This is a genomic window from Polyangiaceae bacterium (assembly GCA_016715885.1).
GTDB lineage: Bacteria > Myxococcota_A > Polyangia > Polyangiales > Polyangiaceae > Polyangium.
Window position 1 is genome coordinate 510,570 of sequence record JADJXL010000001.1, and the last position, 17,905, is coordinate 528,474.

The window sequence follows — 17,905 nt, forward strand, 5'->3', positions numbered from 1 at the left end:
GCCGACGGCTGCGCAATGTCGAAATGGACGCCGTCACTCGGCTCGTGAGCGTTTTCCGATGAGACGTCGTAGTGCTTCGGCGAGGGTAGGGAATGTTTTCCAGGAAGCGCTGGCCACATCGAGTTCGACCATCGTTCGTGCGACATTGGGCCGGATTCCGGACACGAGTCCCTCCGCGCCGAGCAGGCGCACGCTGCGCATGATGTCGAAGAGGTTTTGGGCTGTCGACGGATCGACGACATTGGTTCCCGTCAAGTCCAAGATGACCGCCTTGGACTGGCGGCTCACCACTTCTGCAAGCAAGTGCTCGAGCAGCCGCGTGGCACGATTGCCATCGAGAGACCCGATGACTGGGACCACGAGCACACCCTGCCAAACCTCGATAATGGGACTCGTGAGGGTAGCAATTGCTTCTTGCTGGGACTTGATGAGTGCGATTTGTTCCTCGATACGCCGCTGCGCATTGGATCTTTCCGTCACGTTCTCGGCAACGCCGTACACCTGCGTCACCTTTTTCCCCAATGCATCTTTCACCGGCAGCAACGTACTGAACCAAGTCATTTCCCCAATGCGTATTTCTTGCGCGATGTGTTCGCCTTGCAGAGCTCGCAGAATGTGGTTGTACGTCTCCGAGCCCGGCGGATAGACTTGCAACAGGTTTTTCCCGACGAGCGCTCCGGATTCCAAGCCGAAATGACGCAGTCCCTTGCCAACGGACAGCGTGCATGTTCCGTCGGCCTCCATGGCCCATACCGTGACGGGCAATTCGGCCACCGCGCTGAGGAGCGCCTTCGCTTGCCTGTCATTTCCTGTGACTTCCGCCATGCACCAGCCGAATCCGACCATTCCGGTGACGAATCGGTTCGCGTCTTGCACCGGCTCGCACGCGATGCGCCAATGCGCGTTCGTCTCTACCTGGTCGCGGCGTACGCTCTTGCCGCTCAATGCGGTTTCCATATCCATCGCGGCGAGCGACCCTTTGGGATGAATCTGGAAAGCATTGAGTCCGACGGTTTGTCCCGGCTCTATGCCAAAATGCTTCAATCCATTGCCCTCCGAAATGAGAAGCGTTCCCTCGTGAGAAATGGCCCAGATCGTCGCGTCCAATCGTTCGAACATCTTGCCCGCGAGCATTCCAGCAAGCGTGAGAGGTTCGTGGAACATCGGGGCCAGTGCTGGAGGAATTTCGGGCTGCATGGGTGCAGGACCATCCATTCTCACGCACGCAAGGCCCCCATCCATTGGCCAAGCCGTCCATTGCATGGGTTTGCCCGCGCTTGCGCCATTGGCTGGACGCGCAATGAACCTCGCGGTGGCCGGGAATTCACGCGGAACTTTTTCGTGATCGGCCGTATCGACGCACGCTGAAAACGATTGCACGGCGTCCCCAAAGTGCGCTCGAAATGCGGTGTTCGTTGCTACGATTACGTCGCCATCGACGATTGCACACGGATCCGGACACCCCTCGAACACCAACCCGTAGTTCGGAACCGTCTTTGACGTAATGTCGGACATGATCAAGGAGTATCAAATCGAAGTACAGCGCACAAGCGTAGCGTTTCTTTACGCAGCATGACGCCTGCGCGACGAGAGCATCACGCCACGAGCACGAGGTCGATTCGGCCGAGATCTTCGTGCACGGCTGCAACGGTCGCTCGCACGCGATCACCCACGGCGAACTTTTGACCCGGACCCACGAGTGCTTGAGCTGTTACGTCGTTGCGGAAGGGACCTCCTGGAAGCGAATCGATTGCAATCGAGCCCGTCGCACCCGTCCCCGCAATCTGTACGATCAATCCAAACGGCTTTACTGCGACGATGTTGCCAACGATTTCGTCGCCAAGCTTCTCGGCATACATGCGAGCCATGAGCATGCGGTAACGCTCCGCCTCGGCTTTGCCCGCCGCCGCACTGGAACGATCGCAATCTGCCGCAAGCACCGCGAGCTCGGCGCGTAGCTCGTCGTATTCGCGATGTCCTTCGAGGTATCGCTTGATGATTCGGTGCACGACGAGATCCGCATACCTGCGTATGGGCGACGTGAAATGCAGGTAGAGCGGTGCGCCGAGACCGAAATGCGGACCAGGTTCGGGCGTATAACGCGCGGGTCCGAGCGCTTGGCCGAGCACAGTGCGAATGGCCGGTTCCGATCGACCCTCGGCAAATTGTGCCTCGAACGCTGCGAGCCCGCGAGGCGTGAGCCGTGGGCCAAAACCCGCTTCGAATCCGAAATTGTGCGCGACTTTCGCCAGCGTTTCGACGCGATCCGCCGAAGGTTCGTCATGGACGCGGTATATCCCGGGCAAACCTCGCGCCACGAGCCATCCTGCGACGGCTTCGTTCGCCGCCACCATGAGTCGTTCGACGAGCCTGTGAGCGGCCGTGTCTCGCTGCGTCGTGATCGTCGTCGGTTGTCCCGTACGTGCATCGACCTCGATGCGCGCTTCCTCTCGCGCCACGTTCACGCCACCGCGCGCTTGCCGCACGGCAGTCAAACGCGCCGCTGCCGTTCGCAACCATCGCAGCGTCGATTCGACGGGCTGCGGCACGCCCGCTGAATGTCCCTCGGTGAGAAACTCGTCCACTGCGTCGTACGTGAGTCGCGCATGCGATCGCAATAGGCTCTCGTAAATGTCCACCGACGTGATGCGACCCTCCGGATCGATGCGCATCTCCACCGTGAGCGCAGGTCGATCGTGACCTTCGACCAAGCTTGCCGCGTTCGCGGACAAACTTTCCGGAAGCATCGGCAATACTCGTCCCGCAAGGTACACGCTCGTGCCGCGAAGCCGCGCTTCGCGATCGAGGATCGATCGCAGCGGAACGAATGCATCCACATCCGCAATCGACACGAGCACACGCAGCGCTCCGTCAGCATCGGCCGGATGAGCTGCCAGCGCATCATCGATGTCACGCGTCGACTCGGCGTCGATCGTGACCGATCGCAGATGACGCAGATCACGACGAGCGTTTGTCGAAATGGAACGTCGCGCCGCTTCTTCGGCAGCCGATTCGACTTCCGCGTTGAACACCGCGCGCAAACCATGCCGCGCGATGCACCGTTCGATGCCGATGTCCGAATCCGCCGGAAGCACGCGCGACACGACCAGCCGATCGCCGGATACTTCCGCGACGACGTACGTTCCTTCGGACAAACGGCTCGCCCCATCGAGTGGCCAATCCGTGTTGGCGACGGAGCGATCGATGCTCAAGTATGGCTTGCCCGAACGCACCACAACGTGACCAAATACTTCCGCACGCGATCGAGTGACGAGCTTGAGGTTTGTCGCAGATGACCTTCCGCCATTCGTCGCGACGTCGGCCGTGACGATGTCCCCATGGAGGAATGCATTGAGATCGGGTGGCGTGACGAATGCCGACGTCGCGCTCGGCGCGTCGGTCACAAAAAATCCGAACCCGCGGGGATGGACCGATATTCGGCCGCGCATCGCGACAGCAGTCATGCGACGCCCATAGCAGAGTGTGGCGATTGTGGCGATCGTCAGCACGCCACTCTTCTTGCGCGCTGCCCCGTCGTTCTGCTACACCGCCGCCTCGAACAACCGCGCGAGTCAACTCGCGCCACCATTCGAGGAGACATCGAACATGGCACGCAAAGCACCGCTCGCGATCGTCAAGGAGCGCTTTGGCGACAAAGCGAAACTCGTGGAGGCCGTCAAGACGTTCGTCGGCGAGGACCTCTGGCTCGGCCGCGCGAGCTCGGACCGCGGTGGCAACAAAGGGCTCGAGCATGTCTCGAACGCAAAGCTCCTGCGCCTCCACGCTACGTTCTCCGAGGTCAAGGAGAAGTTCGGCTCACGCGACAAGCTCATCGACGCGATCCTCAAAGCCGAGAACCGGACGAAGGATCCTGGCTACAAGAAGCGCCTCGAGGCCCACCCCGTGCCGCGCCTCTACGATCACTACAAGTCTGCAAACAAGCGAGCGAAGGCTGCCGCGCCTCCCGCGGACGCCTCCTGATCGAGCGCCCGTTCGAGTTGTTGGGGCGTCGGACCGTCCTTCGCCCCAAACTCCAGCTCGCATGGTTTCTCCGACTTCATCTCAAATTGCCCAACCACCTTGAAGGTTTGGCATTCCTAGCGTATTGAGCCGCTGCCGCGCGTCACATCGTTGCCGGCGTCGCTTGCCCGGGCCGAACATCGTGCTCTGAGGGAGACGAAGAAGTTGAGCGAATACGAGCATCCATCCGCCGACGCGTGGACCACGGAAGACGCGAACAATCTCTACATGATCGACCGTTGGGGCCGCGGGTACTTCGATGTGAGCCCCGAGGGCAACATCACCGTCGCGCCGCTTCAGGAGCGAGGTCGGCGAATCGCGTTGATTGACGTCGTCGAGGAGGCTCGTAAGCAAGGCTTGCGCACGCCGCTCCTCATCCGCTTCCAGGACCTCTTGCACCACCGCGTTCGCACGCTGAACGAGGCGTTTGGCCGGGCCATCGCGGACCTCAAGTTCCGCGGTCAATACCGCGGCGTGTTCCCCATCAAGGTGAACCAGCTCAAGGAAGTCGTGGAGGAGATCCTCGAAGCGGGGCGGCTCTACCACTTCGGCCTCGAAGTCGGATCGAAGCCCGAGCTTTTCGCCGGCCTCAGCGTTCACACGGACAACGAGTCGCTGATCATTTGCAACGGGTACAAGGACGAGAACTTCATCCGCACCGCGATGATCGGCCGCAAGCTCGGCAAGAAGGTCATCCTCGTCGCGGAGAAGCTCTCCGAGGTCCGCACGATCGTTCGTGTGGCGAAGGAGATGAACGTCGAGCCGCTCGTCGGCTTGCGTGTTCGTCTCTTGACGCAAGGCGCAGGCAAGTGGGCAGACAGCGGTGGTGAGCACGCAAAGTTTGGTTTGTCCACGGCCGAGATCCTTGCGGCATGCGCGATCATGGCCGAAGCCGGGATGAACTCTGCGTTCAAGCTCCTGCACTTCCACATCGGTTCGCAGGTGCCCGACATCCTCGTCATCAAGCGCGCGGTACGCGAAGCTGCTCGGCACTACGCCAAGCTTCGCAAGATGGGGCATCGCATCGAGTACATGGATGTCGGCGGCGGCCTCGCGATCGACTACGACGGCTCGCGTTCGACGTTTCATTCATCGATGAACTATTCCATCGAAGAGTACGCGCGCGACATCGTCTTCAACATCGCGGACATCTGCGACGACGAGAAGGTCCCACACCCGAACATCGTGAGCGAGTCGGGTCGTGCGATCGTCGCGCACCACTCGGTGCTCGCCGTGCAAGCGTTCGGCTCGATCGAGAAGACGCCCGAGGCGCCCATCGACATCAAGACCGAGGAGCACAAGCTCATCCGGAACCTGATCGAGACGCGCGATGGTTTGTCTCCGACGAACCTTGCCGAATCGTTTCACGATCTCCTCCAGGTCAAGGAGGAGGCGCAGAAGATGTTCGAGCTTGGCTACTTGGCGCTCGATGTGAAAGCGCGTGTCGAGGCGTTGTTTTGGGAGACGGCGGAGCGCATGCAAGAGCTGCTCGGCTCGATCGACCCGGCGGAGGTGCCCGAGGATTTGGTGGCACTTCGGAAGCAGCTCGCCGACCAATACATTTGCAACTTCTCGGTGTTCCAATCGCTGCTCGACCATTGGGCGCTCGGGGCGCTATTCCCCGTGGTGCCCATTCACAGGCTCAATGAACGCCCTTCTGCCGAGAGCACGCTGGTCGACATCACGTGCGATTCCGAGGGCAAGGTCAGTAAATTCATCGACCGGAACGATGTGAGGGACACGTTGCCATTGCATCCGTTGCGAGGTGAAGAGCCCTATTACCTGGGGATTTTCCTCACCGGCGCTTATCAGGACATCATGGGCGACATCCATAACCTGTTTGGCCGGGTCAACGAGGTTCATGTGTTCCTCGATGACGACGAGGAATGCGGTTATTACATCGAGGAGACCATTGCGGGAAACAAGATCCGCGAGGTCCTTGCGCTCACGCAATACGACACGCAGACGCTCATGGCGAAGGTGAAGGCGCAGGTCGACGGGGCCATCAAGCAGGATCTATTGAGGCCGACCGAAGGAATGCGTCTTCTTGCGGATTACGAGCGCGGGCTCAAGGATCAGACCTATTTGAGCTTCGGTTGAGCCGCGCGGCTCATCGTTCGGCTCATTTGGAGCTTCGGAAGCTCACGCTCGTCGAAGGGGCGTTGGGCTTCTCGCCGTGTTTCGGGCGGAAAAATCGCAACCAAATGCTCGCCATGAGCGTGCGCCAATCCGCCCGCACCACGAAGCCAAGCGTGTAGCCGTCTTGCCAGCGAGGATTCTGTGCGACGTATTCGTGATAGAATCGCGAGCGCTGGAGGCGTTCCAAATGTCGAGGCTCGATCTCGACATGCAATACATTCACCCGTAAAAGCCCGGCCCCAATGTCGTCTCGTCCCAGCTTTTCCCGGAGAAAGTCCTCGAGGACCGCGCGATCCAATGCGGGAATGTCTTTGCTTGCGAGCGTATGGAAGGCACCGTCATAGGCGGTTGCAAACGTGTTGTATGAATGTGGATAGCCACAGCCAGCAATGAAGATGTCTCGGTTCCAGTTCAACGTGCGGATCTGAAACATCACACGAGTGAACATCCGCGCAACCTGCCCCCCTCGCAGATTTGGCACGGCATAGCCAAACTCCGGCAGCAATACAATGCAGCGCCGGCCTAGAATGTCGCGCTCCGTGGAACGCAGCACAAAGCACGCCCGAAGCTCACCTCGAGGCGTCAACGCTCGAACGACGTACCGTGCTTTGCGCACGAATGCTGCCACATCTACATAATCCGTGTCCGGATCGACGTCCGAGCGAAGGCGCATCAGCGCCAAGCGCAACGCATGGATCTGCCGAACCTCGGCTTCGTCGAGTTGACTGCCGTCGGTCACTACCATTCGAATGGTTTCCGGAGACGAAACCGTCGTTCGATAGAAGGGTTGTGTTCGGTGCTCGCTGTTCAATACGGGAATACATTCATTATCTTGAATCCGACGTCTAGCGGTAAAGTGTGCGAGCACGTTCACCGCCGCATTCGTGCCGAGCGCTTCATTTCATGCGCGCGTGTCGCTCGAAAAGAACCGAAGATGGCTCATCACGAATGATTGGAAGCCTCCTACATTTTGGCAAGGTCGCTGCCGTCCTGTCGCTCATGGCCTGCGGAGCTTGCTCTGCGCCTACGAATGGCCATCGGTCGAGCCCGTCCGTGCATCTTGCCGAGCCGAATCATGTCGGTCCTGTCGAGGCGACGGCGCAAAATGCAGGCGCGACGCAGTGCCAATTGGGCGTGCCGACGGAGATCGGCGCCATCGTCCAATACGGCCAGTTCGCCATTGGGTTTGGCGCGCGCGGAGGACTCATCGCGTGGTCGACTTCCGAGGGCGTTCGAGTGCGTGCTCTTTCGCCTGACGGCGCTCCGATTGGCCGCGAAATGGATATTGGCCTGCCCGCAGATGCAATGGCGGTAGAAGTTGCGCCTTTGGGACGCGGATTCGTCATCATCGCAAAACGCATCGAATATCGCCAAGCGACGTGCGAAGGCAGGTGCGTCGATGCCACGTGTTCCGGTTGGCCTCGGAACGTACCGCAACCGCATGTCTGCGAATACCGGTGTCCCAAACCGTGCACGATTCCTTCCAAGCACGAGTTTGTCATTCAGTATGTGAACATTGCAGGTCAAACGATTGGCGCACCCATCATCGCCGAGGCGGGCTTCATCGATGTCGAAGCCATGCTTCTAGGGGATGGCCGCTCGCTCGGTTTCATGACGAGCCACGAAATATTTTGGATCCGTACGAACGATCGCGGCTCGATCGCTCTGACGCGTCATGATTTGCCGCAGGTTCAGTACGCGCTCCCCGTGCGCGGGATGGGCTCGCCGACGCTGCTTGCGCTCGAAGAAGACGGAGCCGCAAGGGTGATCGACGAACGTGGTGTGCATGCCGTGAAAGGCAGTCTCATCGATCCGCGCTCGGGCAGGATCGTCGACGCGCGCTTGCAAGCTCGTTGGGATTCGAGCGGCCGGATCCACGTTGCCCGACAAGCGTGGCTCGAATCGCTCGACGCGATCCACTATGCGGTGATCGAGGGCCACGAAGTGCGTCAAGTTGGCGATGTCGAACGTCGAGGGTTTCGCGAGCCGTTTGCCGAGTACGTCGAGCCGCATTACGAAGACGGGCGTTTTCGCCGCAGCTCGTGGCTGCAGCGCATCATCGGAGTCGACATGGATTTACGCAGTCGAGATCCACGTGTCGACGCAACGCATGCGCGGTTCGTTTGGACCGGCCGCACGTTTCTGTTTGCGTATCCGACGCTCGATGGCGCACAGCACACGCTTCGTGCCATGATTGCAGATTGTTCTTTGGCGACTCCCTCGGCGCGATGAGCTGCCTCGTAAGTCTGCGTATCCGCTGCACCTTTACCGACCAGGATCCGCGCGCTAGCCTCCCGGCCGCACGGCGAGGACGCGATGGAACCAAGATCGGAATTGATCGCACGGCTCGAAGCGAAGGCGAATCGCGCGTTCCCAAACGTCATCGCCGCCCGTGCGTTTTCCGCAGCAACGCTCGAACGCCTGCGCGAGCTGCTCACCGGCCAAGACGTCGAAGACACGAGCATCGTCGTGTTCGGCTCGTTCGCTCGCGGCGAGTACACGCCGGGCAGCGACATCGATTGGACGCTGCTCGTCGATGGTCGCGCGGACGACGCGCACTTTCAGCGTGCGCTCGCGATCACGCGCATCCTCGATGACGCCAAGTTTCAGCCACCGAGCCCCTATGGCGTCTTCGACAACGTGTCGTTCAGTCATCCGCTGTTGCACCTCATCGGCGGACACGACGACACGAATCGCAACACGACGCAGCGGATTCTGCTCCTGCTCGAGTCCCTCGCGGTGTGCCGCTCCGAGGCGCACGAGCGCGTGATCGAGCTCGTCTTGCATCGTTACGTGTCGGACGATCGAGGTCTTTTGTTCTCAAAACGAAATCCGCTCGTCCCGCGATTTCTGCTGAACGACATCATCCGCTACTGGCGCACGATCACCGTGGACTTCGTCAACAAGCAGCGGACGAAGGGCGGCTGGGCGCTGCGAAACGTCAAGCTTCGTATGAGCCGCAAGCTTTTGTTTGCGAGCGGCATGCTTGCATGTTTCTCGCTCGAGCTGTTTGGCAAGGATGAACAGTGGCGAGACGAAGGCGGCGTGGATCCTGCGCGCGTCGTGCGGTTCGTCCGAAACAGGCTTCGCCTGTCGCCGCTCGAGCAGATGTGCGAGGTGCTGTTGCGGCCTGGCATATCGCCGGAGACGGCGCTGCAGGTGATTGGCGCGTACGACTCGTTCATGGGCATTCTTGCGGACGACGAAAAGCGCCAGCATCTTTCGAGTTTGTCGCTCGATGCGCTCGGTACGGATGCGCTCTTCAAAGAAGCCACGAGCCTGACGTACACATTTCAAACGGGGCTCGATAGCGTCTTTTTCGAGGATGAAGAGATCGGCATGCTCGTTCGTAGGTTCGGAGTTTTCTGACGAATGAATCGAAATCCGCGCATGGGTGCGAGGCCATGACCGCATCGCAAGGCCGCAAAACCCACCGAGGCTTGACGGTATCGGCGCTCGTGCTCGCGCTTGCGATGGCTGCGCTCGAAGCCACGGTCGTGGCGACGGCGATGCCCACGGTGACGGGAGAGCTCGGCGGAATCGAATACTATTCTTGGGTAACGAATGCGTATTTGATTTTATCGGCCATCACGGTCCCGATTTTTGGGAAATTGGCGGACTTGTACGGCCGCAAGCCCGTGCTTTTATTCGGAATTTTTGTATTTCTCGTGGGGTCGGCAGCAAGCGGCGCGGCGCAATCGATGCCCATGTTGATTGCGTTTCGCGCGTTTCAGGGACTCGGTGCAGGCGCCATGCAGCCGATGCCGATTACCATTTTGGGCGATATCTTCGGTATCGAGGAACGGGCAAAAATACAGGGATTTTTCGGCGCTGCTTGGGGGTTTTTCGGGCTCGTCGGACCGCTCATCGGCGGCGTGATCGTCGAGCACGTTTCGTGGCGGTGGGTGTTTTACATGAACATTCCCTTTGGCATTGCCGCGGCCTTTCTGCTCGCGTCTTTTTTCCATGAAAAGGTTTCTCGCGACAAGAAGCCTAGCTTGGATATCGCCGGTGCTGCCATTTTTACGGCCCTCGTCGCCTGTCTGCTCCTCGCTGCGGGAGGGCGAAATGAATCGACCGAGGCATTGCTCATCGGTGCCGTCGTGGTTCTTTTGGGCGCATTCATCTTCGTCGAACGCCGCGCGGTCGAGCCCATGTTGCCGCTCGCGTTGTTCAAGAGTCGCACGATTGCACTTGCTTCCGTCATCAATGCGGCTGCTGGTGGCTGCATGTTCGCGCTTCTGACGTACGTGCCGCTTTATGTGCAGGGGGTTCGTCACGGTACGCCGACCGAAGCGGGCAGCTCCATTGCACCCATGCTCGTTGCGTGGCCCATTGCGAGCGCCATTGCGGGGCGAATCGTCACGAAAGCAGGTTTTCGCGCGCTCGTACGCGGAGGGATTACGCTTACCGCGTTGGCTACGTTGCTGCTCGCGCTCTTCGCCAAGGATGGCCCGTGGGCATTACGAATCGCGGCGGTTCTATTCGGCACGGGCATGGGCTTCGCGAATGTCTCGCTCATCATTGCTGTTCAAATGAGCGTGTCGTGGGAATACCGCGGCGTTGCGACGGCCAGCACGATGTTCTTTCGGATCATCGGCGGAACCGTTGCCGTCGGCGTCATGGGCGGTGTCATCGTGACGGCACTCGCCGTCGATCCAACCATTCCCAAGGATGCTGCGAGTCAGTTGTTGTCGCGCGAAGGAATGGCCAAAATAGCGCCGGAAATCGTCGACAAAATTGCCGGATACCTGGAGACGGGGCTTGGGACGGTTTTCTGGATGATCGCGAGTTTGTCGGCGATAGCCTTCTTTTGCGCGCTCTTTTTCCCGAACGTGCGTCCTGCGAGCGATCCTCCGGACGCGCCGGCCAGCATCCATTGAATCGGCCATCAAGGTGATGGATTCGGTGCAGGTGCTGGCAAAACGGGCGTCACGAGGCCATTCGTCCAGTTTTCATCGAAAAACTTTGCGAGCCTTTTCGGAATGGTTCCCTCGTGCAAGATGACGCCAACGTTTCGGCTCTTCATGAAATAGTCGCCTTCCCAGTTGCTCGTGCCAATCCACGCGACGTTTTCATCCACGACGAGGTACTTGGCGTGGGCCACGCGTGCGAAAGGAATGTCTCCGCCCGACCATTTCGGTATGGTGATGACGCGGACTTCGACGACCGGGGTAAGGTCACGTAGAGCCTGGATCGAGGGGTCCTTCATGCCCCATTCGCTGATGATGAATCGAATTTTGACGCCACGCGCTGCCGCCCGCCTGATTGCATCGTCGATTTCCGTGAATCGATGTCCCGACCGGTCGATGGTTTTGTATTTGAGCACCTGAAGCTGAATGGATTGTTTGGCTCCATCGAGCAAAGCGATGATGCGCGGCAGATCCCAAGAACTTTCGTCGGGCAGCCATCCCTTGGGGCTGGCAACCAATTCGACGCGTTGTGCTTCGACGCCCGGCAATGCTCCTGCTGGCGGGTGCTTTCGCATGCGCGCTTCCATTGAAGCGCCGCCCGCGATGGCCCAATCTGTGTCGAACAAATCTTGTAATTGATGAGCAAATTCGGTCGAATGGAGGCATACGCCCATTTCTTGGATGTGCGTCAAAGCTCGCCAATCGAAGTTTTGACTTCCAATGAATGACGTGAATCCATCGACGATGAAGTACTTTGCGTGCTCCACGCCGCCGAAGATTGCGTCACCATCGATGCGTCGTACTTCGATGCCAGCTTTTTTCAAGCGATCAATCGTGCCTGGATACTGAGGGACGAACTTCTCATCGACGAGAAACCGCACTTTGACTCCACGCTCGTGCGCGCTCACGAGCGCGTCGATGATGGGCGTGAGTTTGCTCGATGCAATCCACTGAGGTTCCGCTTCGCTCGCATAAAATTGAGCCACGTCGATGGTTCGTTTGGCGCCATTGACCATTTCGAGCCACACGGCGGACGCATCTGGAATGTCGGGTCTATCGAGATTCGTTTCGACGGGCTCCGATTCGACGAGCGAAAGCGTGACCGGCGCAATGGCGGGCGCTTGGGGGACTTTGACGGGAGCGCAGCTCAGCAAGGTTGCGCAGAGAAAAACGGCAGCCAGTCTCGACATCGCGCGCATTGTGGCACGCAAAAGGCGCTGCGCCAACGGCTGCTAGCGCCCTCGAGGTTCGCGATGGACCACGCGAACGTCGGGCGTGAGGTCGAGGCCCAGGGACACGCCGAGGCTCACGCGAACGTCGTGCAGGGCGGCGAGTTCCAGCGATGCGGGGACCAAACGCCAACCGGCATCGAAAAATGCTGCAATCGGCTCGTCGTTGATGGCAATGAGCGTTCGTTCGATGCGGGTTTGTCCAAGCGCTCCCACGGCCCATTTGCCTTCGCTCGTCCAATGAGGAACCACTTCACCGCGGGCATCCATGACCCAGAGGCCGTCGAGCGATTCGAAGCGCAAGCGCAGAGATCCCGCCGTTCCCGGAGCAATTCGGTGCACGACGCGCGGCGCAGCGAGCGAATCCGGCGCGCCGGTACCCGTTCGAGCACCAAACAAATCGATGTCGTAACGTACGCCTACGCCAATTTCGATGCTGCGTCCGGGATTGTTGGAGCGCAAAGGATCAATGAACGCCGTTGCATGTGCGACGCCCACGCGCATGAATGCAACGGGCTCGCGGTCGCTCGCGCCGACGGGCGAAACGCGCGTGACCGTGACGCGTCCAAATTCGCTATCGAGGCCGACGTCGAAAGGGAAGGGGATGCTCGCCGGAGGCGAGCTTGGCAGGACGATCCGCGGCGCCAAGTCGTGCCGGTGAGCGGAAAGCGCGTACAAAACGGCATCGAATGCGGGCATGTTTCCGAATGGTTGCACCGTGGGGGCGACCCAACCTGTGAGAAATCGATTATCGATTTGCCATTCGATACGTTCGGGCCCCTCGCCCCAGGAGCGCCTGCGTCTGAAGCCAATGCCCGCATGCAGCTCGACGGATGCGCCGATACTGGTTTCCGTCGTCCGCGCGAGCGTCCCTGCGACTCCGACGCGAATTCGGCTTTCGGGGTCGAATTGCACGCGGAAACGGCGCCCCTCTTTGGAAATGCGAAAATCTCGGTCATCGGCCGCGGCAAACGATGCCATGGTCAAAACCGACATCACGCATGCCGTGACGAGGGGAAGAGCTTTCACGGATCCTCGAAATCCGGCATGGGCTCGAAAACGCGCGGTGGAGCGCCAAACGACATGCGCAATCCAGCAAGAAAACGCAATTCGACCGCTCGAACGTCGCGCATGAAATCATTTTGCGTGCGACCTTCGGTCGCTAGGCGCAATGAAACGGGCTGATCGTTGATGGCGATGAGCACGCCTTCGTATGCGAGCGATCCCGTGAGCCTGTTGACCGTAGCTCCTGTATATTCGCCGGAGACGATGGTCGATCGACGTACATTGAGGTCGGAGAAGAGGTAGTGCAGACCGCCTTTTCCGAGGGAAATGCGTGACTTGGCGGCGAACGTCGGGCCTATGAAATAATTACCATTTTCGCGTTTGATCGTTTGTCTATCCGACCAATGGGCCCCGACATCCACGCCGACCTCCAATCGGAAGTTGCTGTACATGTCGCTCGATTGCCACGGATTGTAAGCAATGTGGACTTCACCGAATTCCATGTCGAGCGAATTGCGGTAGGAGGGTTGCCGATCGAGGACGCTCAAGAGGCGAAAACCCCAGCCCATGCGGGGAAGAAAGGGATGCACTTCCGGTTCGCCGAAGAACGTGCTGATCCAAAATGCCGGTCGTCGGTGTTCGTGCTGATAATCATAGGAAAAAAGCGTGCCGCGTACTTCCAGGTCCGCAAAACTCGCAGAGCCTTCGAGAAGATGCATGTCGTGCCGTGAACGACCTCGAGGCGACAAGACGCTGAGGACGATGCCCAATTCGGCATGTCCGCGAGCAAAGGGGAATCCAGCGGGAACCTCGAATCCCTTATTCGATTGAAGCGTAGGTGCCCAACCAGCCCCAATATAGAACCTCTTCAATAAGTCGAACTTGACTTGGAATGCTCGACCAAGCTCGCTGCGGGCATATCCTGGCGGAGCTTCTGCGATGGCCGGGACCATTTTCGCGCGTTTCGATAGCGCGCTGTAATCGGCGTCGGTGCGGTGTTCACAAGGCTGCACGCGTTCGAGCGGGTCGCCGGTGCCTTGCATTTGATTCGGCGCGACGAGGCACACCGTTTTCCCTTTTGCATCGGTGTCGCATTGAACGCGCACCGATTTCCCGTCCGCGAGGTCATAACACGTGACTTTGCGATCGTAGTTGATGACGGGCATCGTGGGTTCGTCCGCTGCACGTGCAGATGATGCGAACGCGAGCGTGGCGACGATTGACGTCAGAAAGGGCAGCTTTTGGGAAAAGCGTGGCACGGTGGTTCCCCTCGGAGTAAGAATGCCGCTGTGCAAAGGCCATGGCGCATGGCACGCATAGCGTAGCACCGAATGCACGCGTCGTGCCCGAGCCTTCATGCGGGGTGGGAACTCCCGTTTGTTCTAAAAAAACAGAACAATTGACGGAGCGCATTGGCGCGGTGCGAAGTGGCTGACGCGTCGCGTTGGGTAATTCATGCGCCGAGTGCGCAGCGGGGTATACGGTGGCACCATCGAAAAGGTGGCAACACCACAGTCAAATAAGTGGTCCACGTTGCGCAATTGACGTCGAGTTGTGGTTTTGCGCCTTACCTGCAAACGGCGTAGCTTGTCGGGAGGAAATCGCTGACCTGGCACTTGGTTTGTCGCATCATGCCTTGGTCGTTGACGATGGGGCACACCTCGTCAGGAATGGCGCTCATTGGATCGCAGACCACGGTGTCGGGCCACATGCACGTCGAAGCGCAGCCTAGAATCGGATACCACGTCGTGGTTTCAATTGTTTCCAGGTTGCCACAACAGAATTGCCCAGGGGGGCAATGCGCCGGGAGCTGGCATTCTATGCGCGTTTCGTATCCACTGGCACCGCCGGCCGTATCGCACCCATCGGTTGCCGGCGGCGCATTGACGCATACCGCATTGCTCTTGCCATCGTCATAGCAGCATGCGCTTTCGATACCGACTGGACAAATCTCGCCGCCACATGCGATGTCGCCCATGATCGGCACGCCGCTGCTCGACGACGACGACGAGCTCGACGAACTGCTCGCAACATCGCCGCCTCCGCCGCCGCCATTTCCGCCACTGCCCGCGCCGCCACCGGTTGCGCCTGCGCCAAGCCTCAATTCGTCGAGTCCTCCGACGAGCTGACAACCAAGCGTGCTCGTGCTGGCGAGCCCTGCCAAACCCGCGAAAAATACGCAGGCCGTCGTTCGCTCGAGCGTCGATCGATTGGGGTGCGGGGGCGCCATGCGAATCATTCTACATTGACTGGTGGGCGGAGGTCCATTCGATCATGTCTTACGAAACATCAGTCGAACGATGGGGATGATGGTGGGATCATCCTGAATGGTACGCTCGAAACGCAGCGCGTCGTAATAGGCGCAGCGGGTGCGGCCGGGGTATTCGCGACAAGTTTTCGGACGAGCTTCGTAGATGGTGCAGCCACGCGTTTCCGGATGGAGGAACTTGCATGATTTACCAAAGAGCGGGTCTTTGGTGCGTTTGAGGACGCGTGAACCGTCCCGCATGGTGGTGTATTTTTCCTTGGCGATTGCAACGGAAACGCCGAAATGATTGGCAAGTCGCTTGATGTCGAAATCGGACACTTCGACGCGCTCGTAGATGGAGCAGCAGAATGCAATGCATTTCGTGCAATCGTAATGGAGGCGCTTTTTTTCGCCGGCCACGGGTCGTCTCCAAAAATGGGTTGGTGTGATCCAATGGTTGGTCGAGATGAACTTCGGCGGAGGAGCCTGTTTTTCCGAGAACCGCACACGCAACGATGCGCCGAGAATTTCGACAGTTCGGCACGTAGCACCGCCAGCGTGGACATGTCAACCACCCGCGCCGATCGCGCCGTTCGCAAGCGCGACCAGCGCCCTCGACGGCCGCGTGTCCATAACGGGCAAACGGTCTTGACCACATCGCTCGTTCGTGCATCGGGCTCGGCAGCGATGCTTTTGCGATGGAACGTCGGATGCACGTCCAAGACGGCTTCGAGGAATTTTCGTTGATTGCGTTACGAATTCAGAGCGCTAGGCTCGGGGGTATTCCGGGGGGACGAGATGAGGGGACGACCGATTGCGTTCGGGTTCGCATTTCTTCTACTTTCGTGCGCACGTCCGGCGGCATCGTCCGACGAAGACGGAAGCGCAGCGGCGCCTGAACCGCGGATGCGAAACCTGGGTATCGCGGGTCCTTTGGCCGTAAGGCCGGCGGCTCCAAAGGGCGGAAGGCGATTTTTTGTCTCACCGAGCGGACGCGATACGAACGATTGCTCCGAAGCGACCCCGTGCAGAGAAATCCAGCGTGCGATGGCGTTGGCAACGGCGCCCGGCGACGTGTTGCTCGTAGCCGATGGCGAGTATCGAGGATTCGTGCTGAGCGGTATTCGAGGCGAGCCATTGCGTCCGATTACGATCCTGGCGACGGGGCACGCGGCCGTCGTGAAAGCCGATCCGACATGCAAAAAGAAACACTGTCGCGATACGATCCTCGTGCGCGGATCTCGACACGTCGTCCTCGACGGCTTGACGTCTCATGGTGCGCCACGAGCGGCCGTGGCAATCATGTACGCGTCGCACATCGTCGTACGTAATGGCCGATTCGGCAACAATGGCCGATGGGGCATTTTTACGTCGTTTGCGGACGACGTCATTTTCGAGCACAACGAAGTCTATCGAAGCAGGCGGGAGCATGGCATCTACCTGTCCAATAGCGGCGATCGGCCGATCGTGCGATTCAACGCGTTGCATGACAACGACGGTTGCGGAATTCACGTAAACGGCGATTATCATGAAAAGCCGGAATTCGACAAAAGCGGACGAAGCCTGTATGCAGGGCAGGCCGATGGCATCGTGAGCGGCGCGCAAATCGAGGGGAATCTGATTTATCGCAATGGCTCCGGAGCTCTTGCCAACAAGAAGCGGCGAGGCGGGGCGGGCATCAACCTCGATGGAGTCTGGGATTCGACCGTGCAGGGCAACGTCTTGTTCGAAAATGCGGCGATGGGGATCGCGGCATTCGGCGATGCTGATGGAGTCGAAGACCATTCGAAGGACGACGGTGATGGTCGATTTGGTCCGCGGGGCCTCGAAATCACGCACAATACCATCGTCATGCCGCAAGGAGCTCGACCGGCGCTGCAGATTCGGTTGAGTCGGGGGACGAATGTCGTTTCGGGCAACATCCTCCACCACCAAGATCGCCGCCGCCCAGGGCTCGAATTGTCCACGCGAGCCGATGCAATGCTCGTGACGAGCAACGGAAACGTGATCGATCGTGTGTCCGTCGCCGATCAAGTGAGGCCGCTCGACACGTGGGTTCGTGAAAGCGGCCAGGACAAACAGTCGCTCTCCGTCCCGATCGGGCGTCTCTTCGTCGATCCAGCTCGAGGGGACTACACGCTCAAGCCGGATTCACCCGCTGTTCGACGTGCCCCCGTGGTGGATACGACCGTGCAGCAAGTGGTCATCACGCAGCAACGTGACTTTTTCGGCAAGCCGCCGCCGAGTGGCAAGAGGCGCAGCATCGGTGCGTGCGAGGCGCCCTAGTTTGAATGCGGGCCAAGATTTGCACGCTCGCTTCGCGCGCGTGGGACGCGCGCTCGCGAGGCTAG

14 protein-coding genes are annotated in these 17,905 nt (G+C 59.6%); 6 read left to right on the forward strand and 8 right to left on the reverse strand.

What is annotated here, in order from left to right; genetic code table 11:
- Positions 1-33: 33 nt before the first annotated feature.
- Both IPM54_02225 and IPM54_02230 read right to left on the reverse strand, forming a co-directional pair.
- A complete protein-coding gene (locus IPM54_02225) occupies positions 34-1,515 on the reverse strand; it encodes a PAS domain-containing protein (protein ID MBK9258632.1) in 1,482 nt (493 codons plus the stop codon).
- Between the two features lie 80 nt (positions 1,516-1,595).
- Complete coding sequence (locus tag IPM54_02230; protein MBK9258633.1) at positions 1,596-3,464, reverse strand: VacB/RNase II family 3'-5' exoribonuclease; 1,869 nt, start codon at positions 3,462-3,464, stop codon at positions 1,596-1,598.
- A 142-nt stretch (positions 3,465-3,606) separates the two neighbouring features.
- Between IPM54_02230 and IPM54_02235 the strand changes: the two genes are divergently transcribed.
- The gene (locus IPM54_02235; GenBank protein MBK9258634.1) at positions 3,607-3,981 is read left to right on the forward strand and encodes a hypothetical protein; all 375 of its coding nucleotides are present in this window, start codon (positions 3,607-3,609) and stop codon (positions 3,979-3,981) included.
- A gap of 267 nt (positions 3,982-4,248) precedes the next feature.
- A complete protein-coding gene (gene speA / locus IPM54_02240) occupies positions 4,249-6,120 on the forward strand; it encodes a biosynthetic arginine decarboxylase (GenBank protein MBK9258635.1) in 1,872 nt (623 codons plus the stop codon).
- 22 nt (positions 6,121-6,142) lie between these two features.
- Here speA and IPM54_02245 read toward each other — a convergent pair whose 3' ends face one another.
- On the reverse strand, positions 6,143-6,904 hold the full coding sequence (locus IPM54_02245) for a hypothetical protein (GenBank protein ID MBK9258636.1): 762 nt from the start codon (positions 6,902-6,904) through the stop codon (positions 6,143-6,145).
- A gap of 203 nt (positions 6,905-7,107) precedes the next feature.
- Here IPM54_02245 and IPM54_02250 point away from each other — a divergent pair, with 203 nt between their 5' ends.
- The 3 genes from IPM54_02250 (at position 7,108) to IPM54_02260 (ending at position 11,042) form a co-directional block, all read left to right on the forward strand.
- Positions 7,108-8,391: a hypothetical protein gene (locus tag IPM54_02250; GenBank protein MBK9258637.1), complete on the forward strand. Its 1,284-nt coding sequence runs from the start codon at positions 7,108-7,110 to the stop codon at positions 8,389-8,391.
- Between the two features lie 84 nt (positions 8,392-8,475).
- A complete protein-coding gene (locus IPM54_02255; GenBank protein MBK9258638.1) occupies positions 8,476-9,528 on the forward strand; it encodes a nucleotidyltransferase domain-containing protein in 1,053 nt (350 codons plus the stop codon).
- A gap of 104 nt (positions 9,529-9,632) precedes the next feature.
- Positions 9,633-11,042, forward strand: coding sequence for an MFS transporter (locus IPM54_02260; GenBank protein ID MBK9258639.1), 1,410 nt, complete (start codon positions 9,633-9,635; stop codon positions 11,040-11,042).
- Between the two features lie 8 nt (positions 11,043-11,050).
- Here IPM54_02260 and IPM54_02265 read toward each other — a convergent pair whose 3' ends face one another.
- The 5 genes from IPM54_02265 to IPM54_02285 form a co-directional block, all read right to left on the reverse strand.
- The gene (locus IPM54_02265; GenBank protein MBK9258640.1) at positions 11,051-12,262 is read right to left on the reverse strand and encodes a hypothetical protein; all 1,212 of its coding nucleotides are present in this window, start codon (positions 12,260-12,262) and stop codon (positions 11,051-11,053) included.
- 42 nt (positions 12,263-12,304) lie between these two features.
- On the reverse strand, positions 12,305-13,330 hold the full coding sequence (locus tag IPM54_02270) for a hypothetical protein (protein ID MBK9258641.1): 1,026 nt from the start codon (positions 13,328-13,330) through the stop codon (positions 12,305-12,307).
- Positions 13,327-14,565: a hypothetical protein gene (locus IPM54_02275; GenBank protein ID MBK9258642.1), complete on the reverse strand. Its 1,239-nt coding sequence runs from the start codon at positions 14,563-14,565 to the stop codon at positions 13,327-13,329. Before IPM54_02275 ends, IPM54_02270 begins: the two co-directional genes overlap by 4 nt.
- A 308-nt stretch (positions 14,566-14,873) precedes the next feature.
- Entirely contained in the window at positions 14,874-15,536 is a 663-nt protein-coding gene (locus IPM54_02280) for a hypothetical protein (protein ID MBK9258643.1), read from the reverse strand.
- Positions 15,537-15,578: 42 nt separating this feature from the next.
- Positions 15,579-15,974 (reverse strand): YkgJ family cysteine cluster protein, encoded by a 396-nt coding sequence (locus tag IPM54_02285; GenBank protein MBK9258644.1) that lies wholly within the window; start codon positions 15,972-15,974, stop codon positions 15,579-15,581.
- A gap of 627 nt (positions 15,975-16,601) precedes the next feature.
- Here IPM54_02285 and IPM54_02290 point away from each other — a divergent pair.
- Entirely contained in the window at positions 16,602-17,840 is a 1,239-nt protein-coding gene (locus tag IPM54_02290; GenBank protein ID MBK9258645.1) for a right-handed parallel beta-helix repeat-containing protein, read from the forward strand.
- Positions 17,841-17,905: the final 65 nt, after the last annotated feature.

Coding starts and splice junctions, on each gene's coding strand:
- IPM54_02225 (MBK9258632.1), bottom strand. CDS start 1,515: ATGTCCGACATTACGTCAAAGACGGTTCCGAACTACGGGTTGGTGTTC.
- IPM54_02230 (MBK9258633.1), bottom strand. CDS start 3,464: ATGACTGCTGTCGCGATGCGCGGCCGAATATCGGTCCATCCCCGCGGG.
- IPM54_02235 (MBK9258634.1), top strand. CDS start 3,607: ATGGCACGCAAAGCACCGCTCGCGATCGTCAAGGAGCGCTTTGGCGAC.
- speA (MBK9258635.1), top strand. CDS start 4,249: ATGATCGACCGTTGGGGCCGCGGGTACTTCGATGTGAGCCCCGAGGGC.
- IPM54_02245 (MBK9258636.1), bottom strand. CDS start 6,904: ATGGTAGTGACCGACGGCAGTCAACTCGACGAAGCCGAGGTTCGGCAG.
- IPM54_02250 (MBK9258637.1), top strand. CDS start 7,108: ATGATTGGAAGCCTCCTACATTTTGGCAAGGTCGCTGCCGTCCTGTCG.
- IPM54_02255 (MBK9258638.1), top strand. CDS start 8,476: ATGGAACCAAGATCGGAATTGATCGCACGGCTCGAAGCGAAGGCGAAT.
- IPM54_02260 (MBK9258639.1), top strand. CDS start 9,633: ATGGCTGCGCTCGAAGCCACGGTCGTGGCGACGGCGATGCCCACGGTG.
- IPM54_02265 (MBK9258640.1), bottom strand. CDS start 12,262: ATGTCGAGACTGGCTGCCGTTTTTCTCTGCGCAACCTTGCTGAGCTGC.
- IPM54_02280 (MBK9258643.1), bottom strand. CDS start 15,536: ATGGCGCCCCCGCACCCCAATCGATCGACGCTCGAGCGAACGACGGCC.
- IPM54_02290 (MBK9258645.1), top strand. CDS start 16,602: ATGGCGTTGGCAACGGCGCCCGGCGACGTGTTGCTCGTAGCCGATGGC.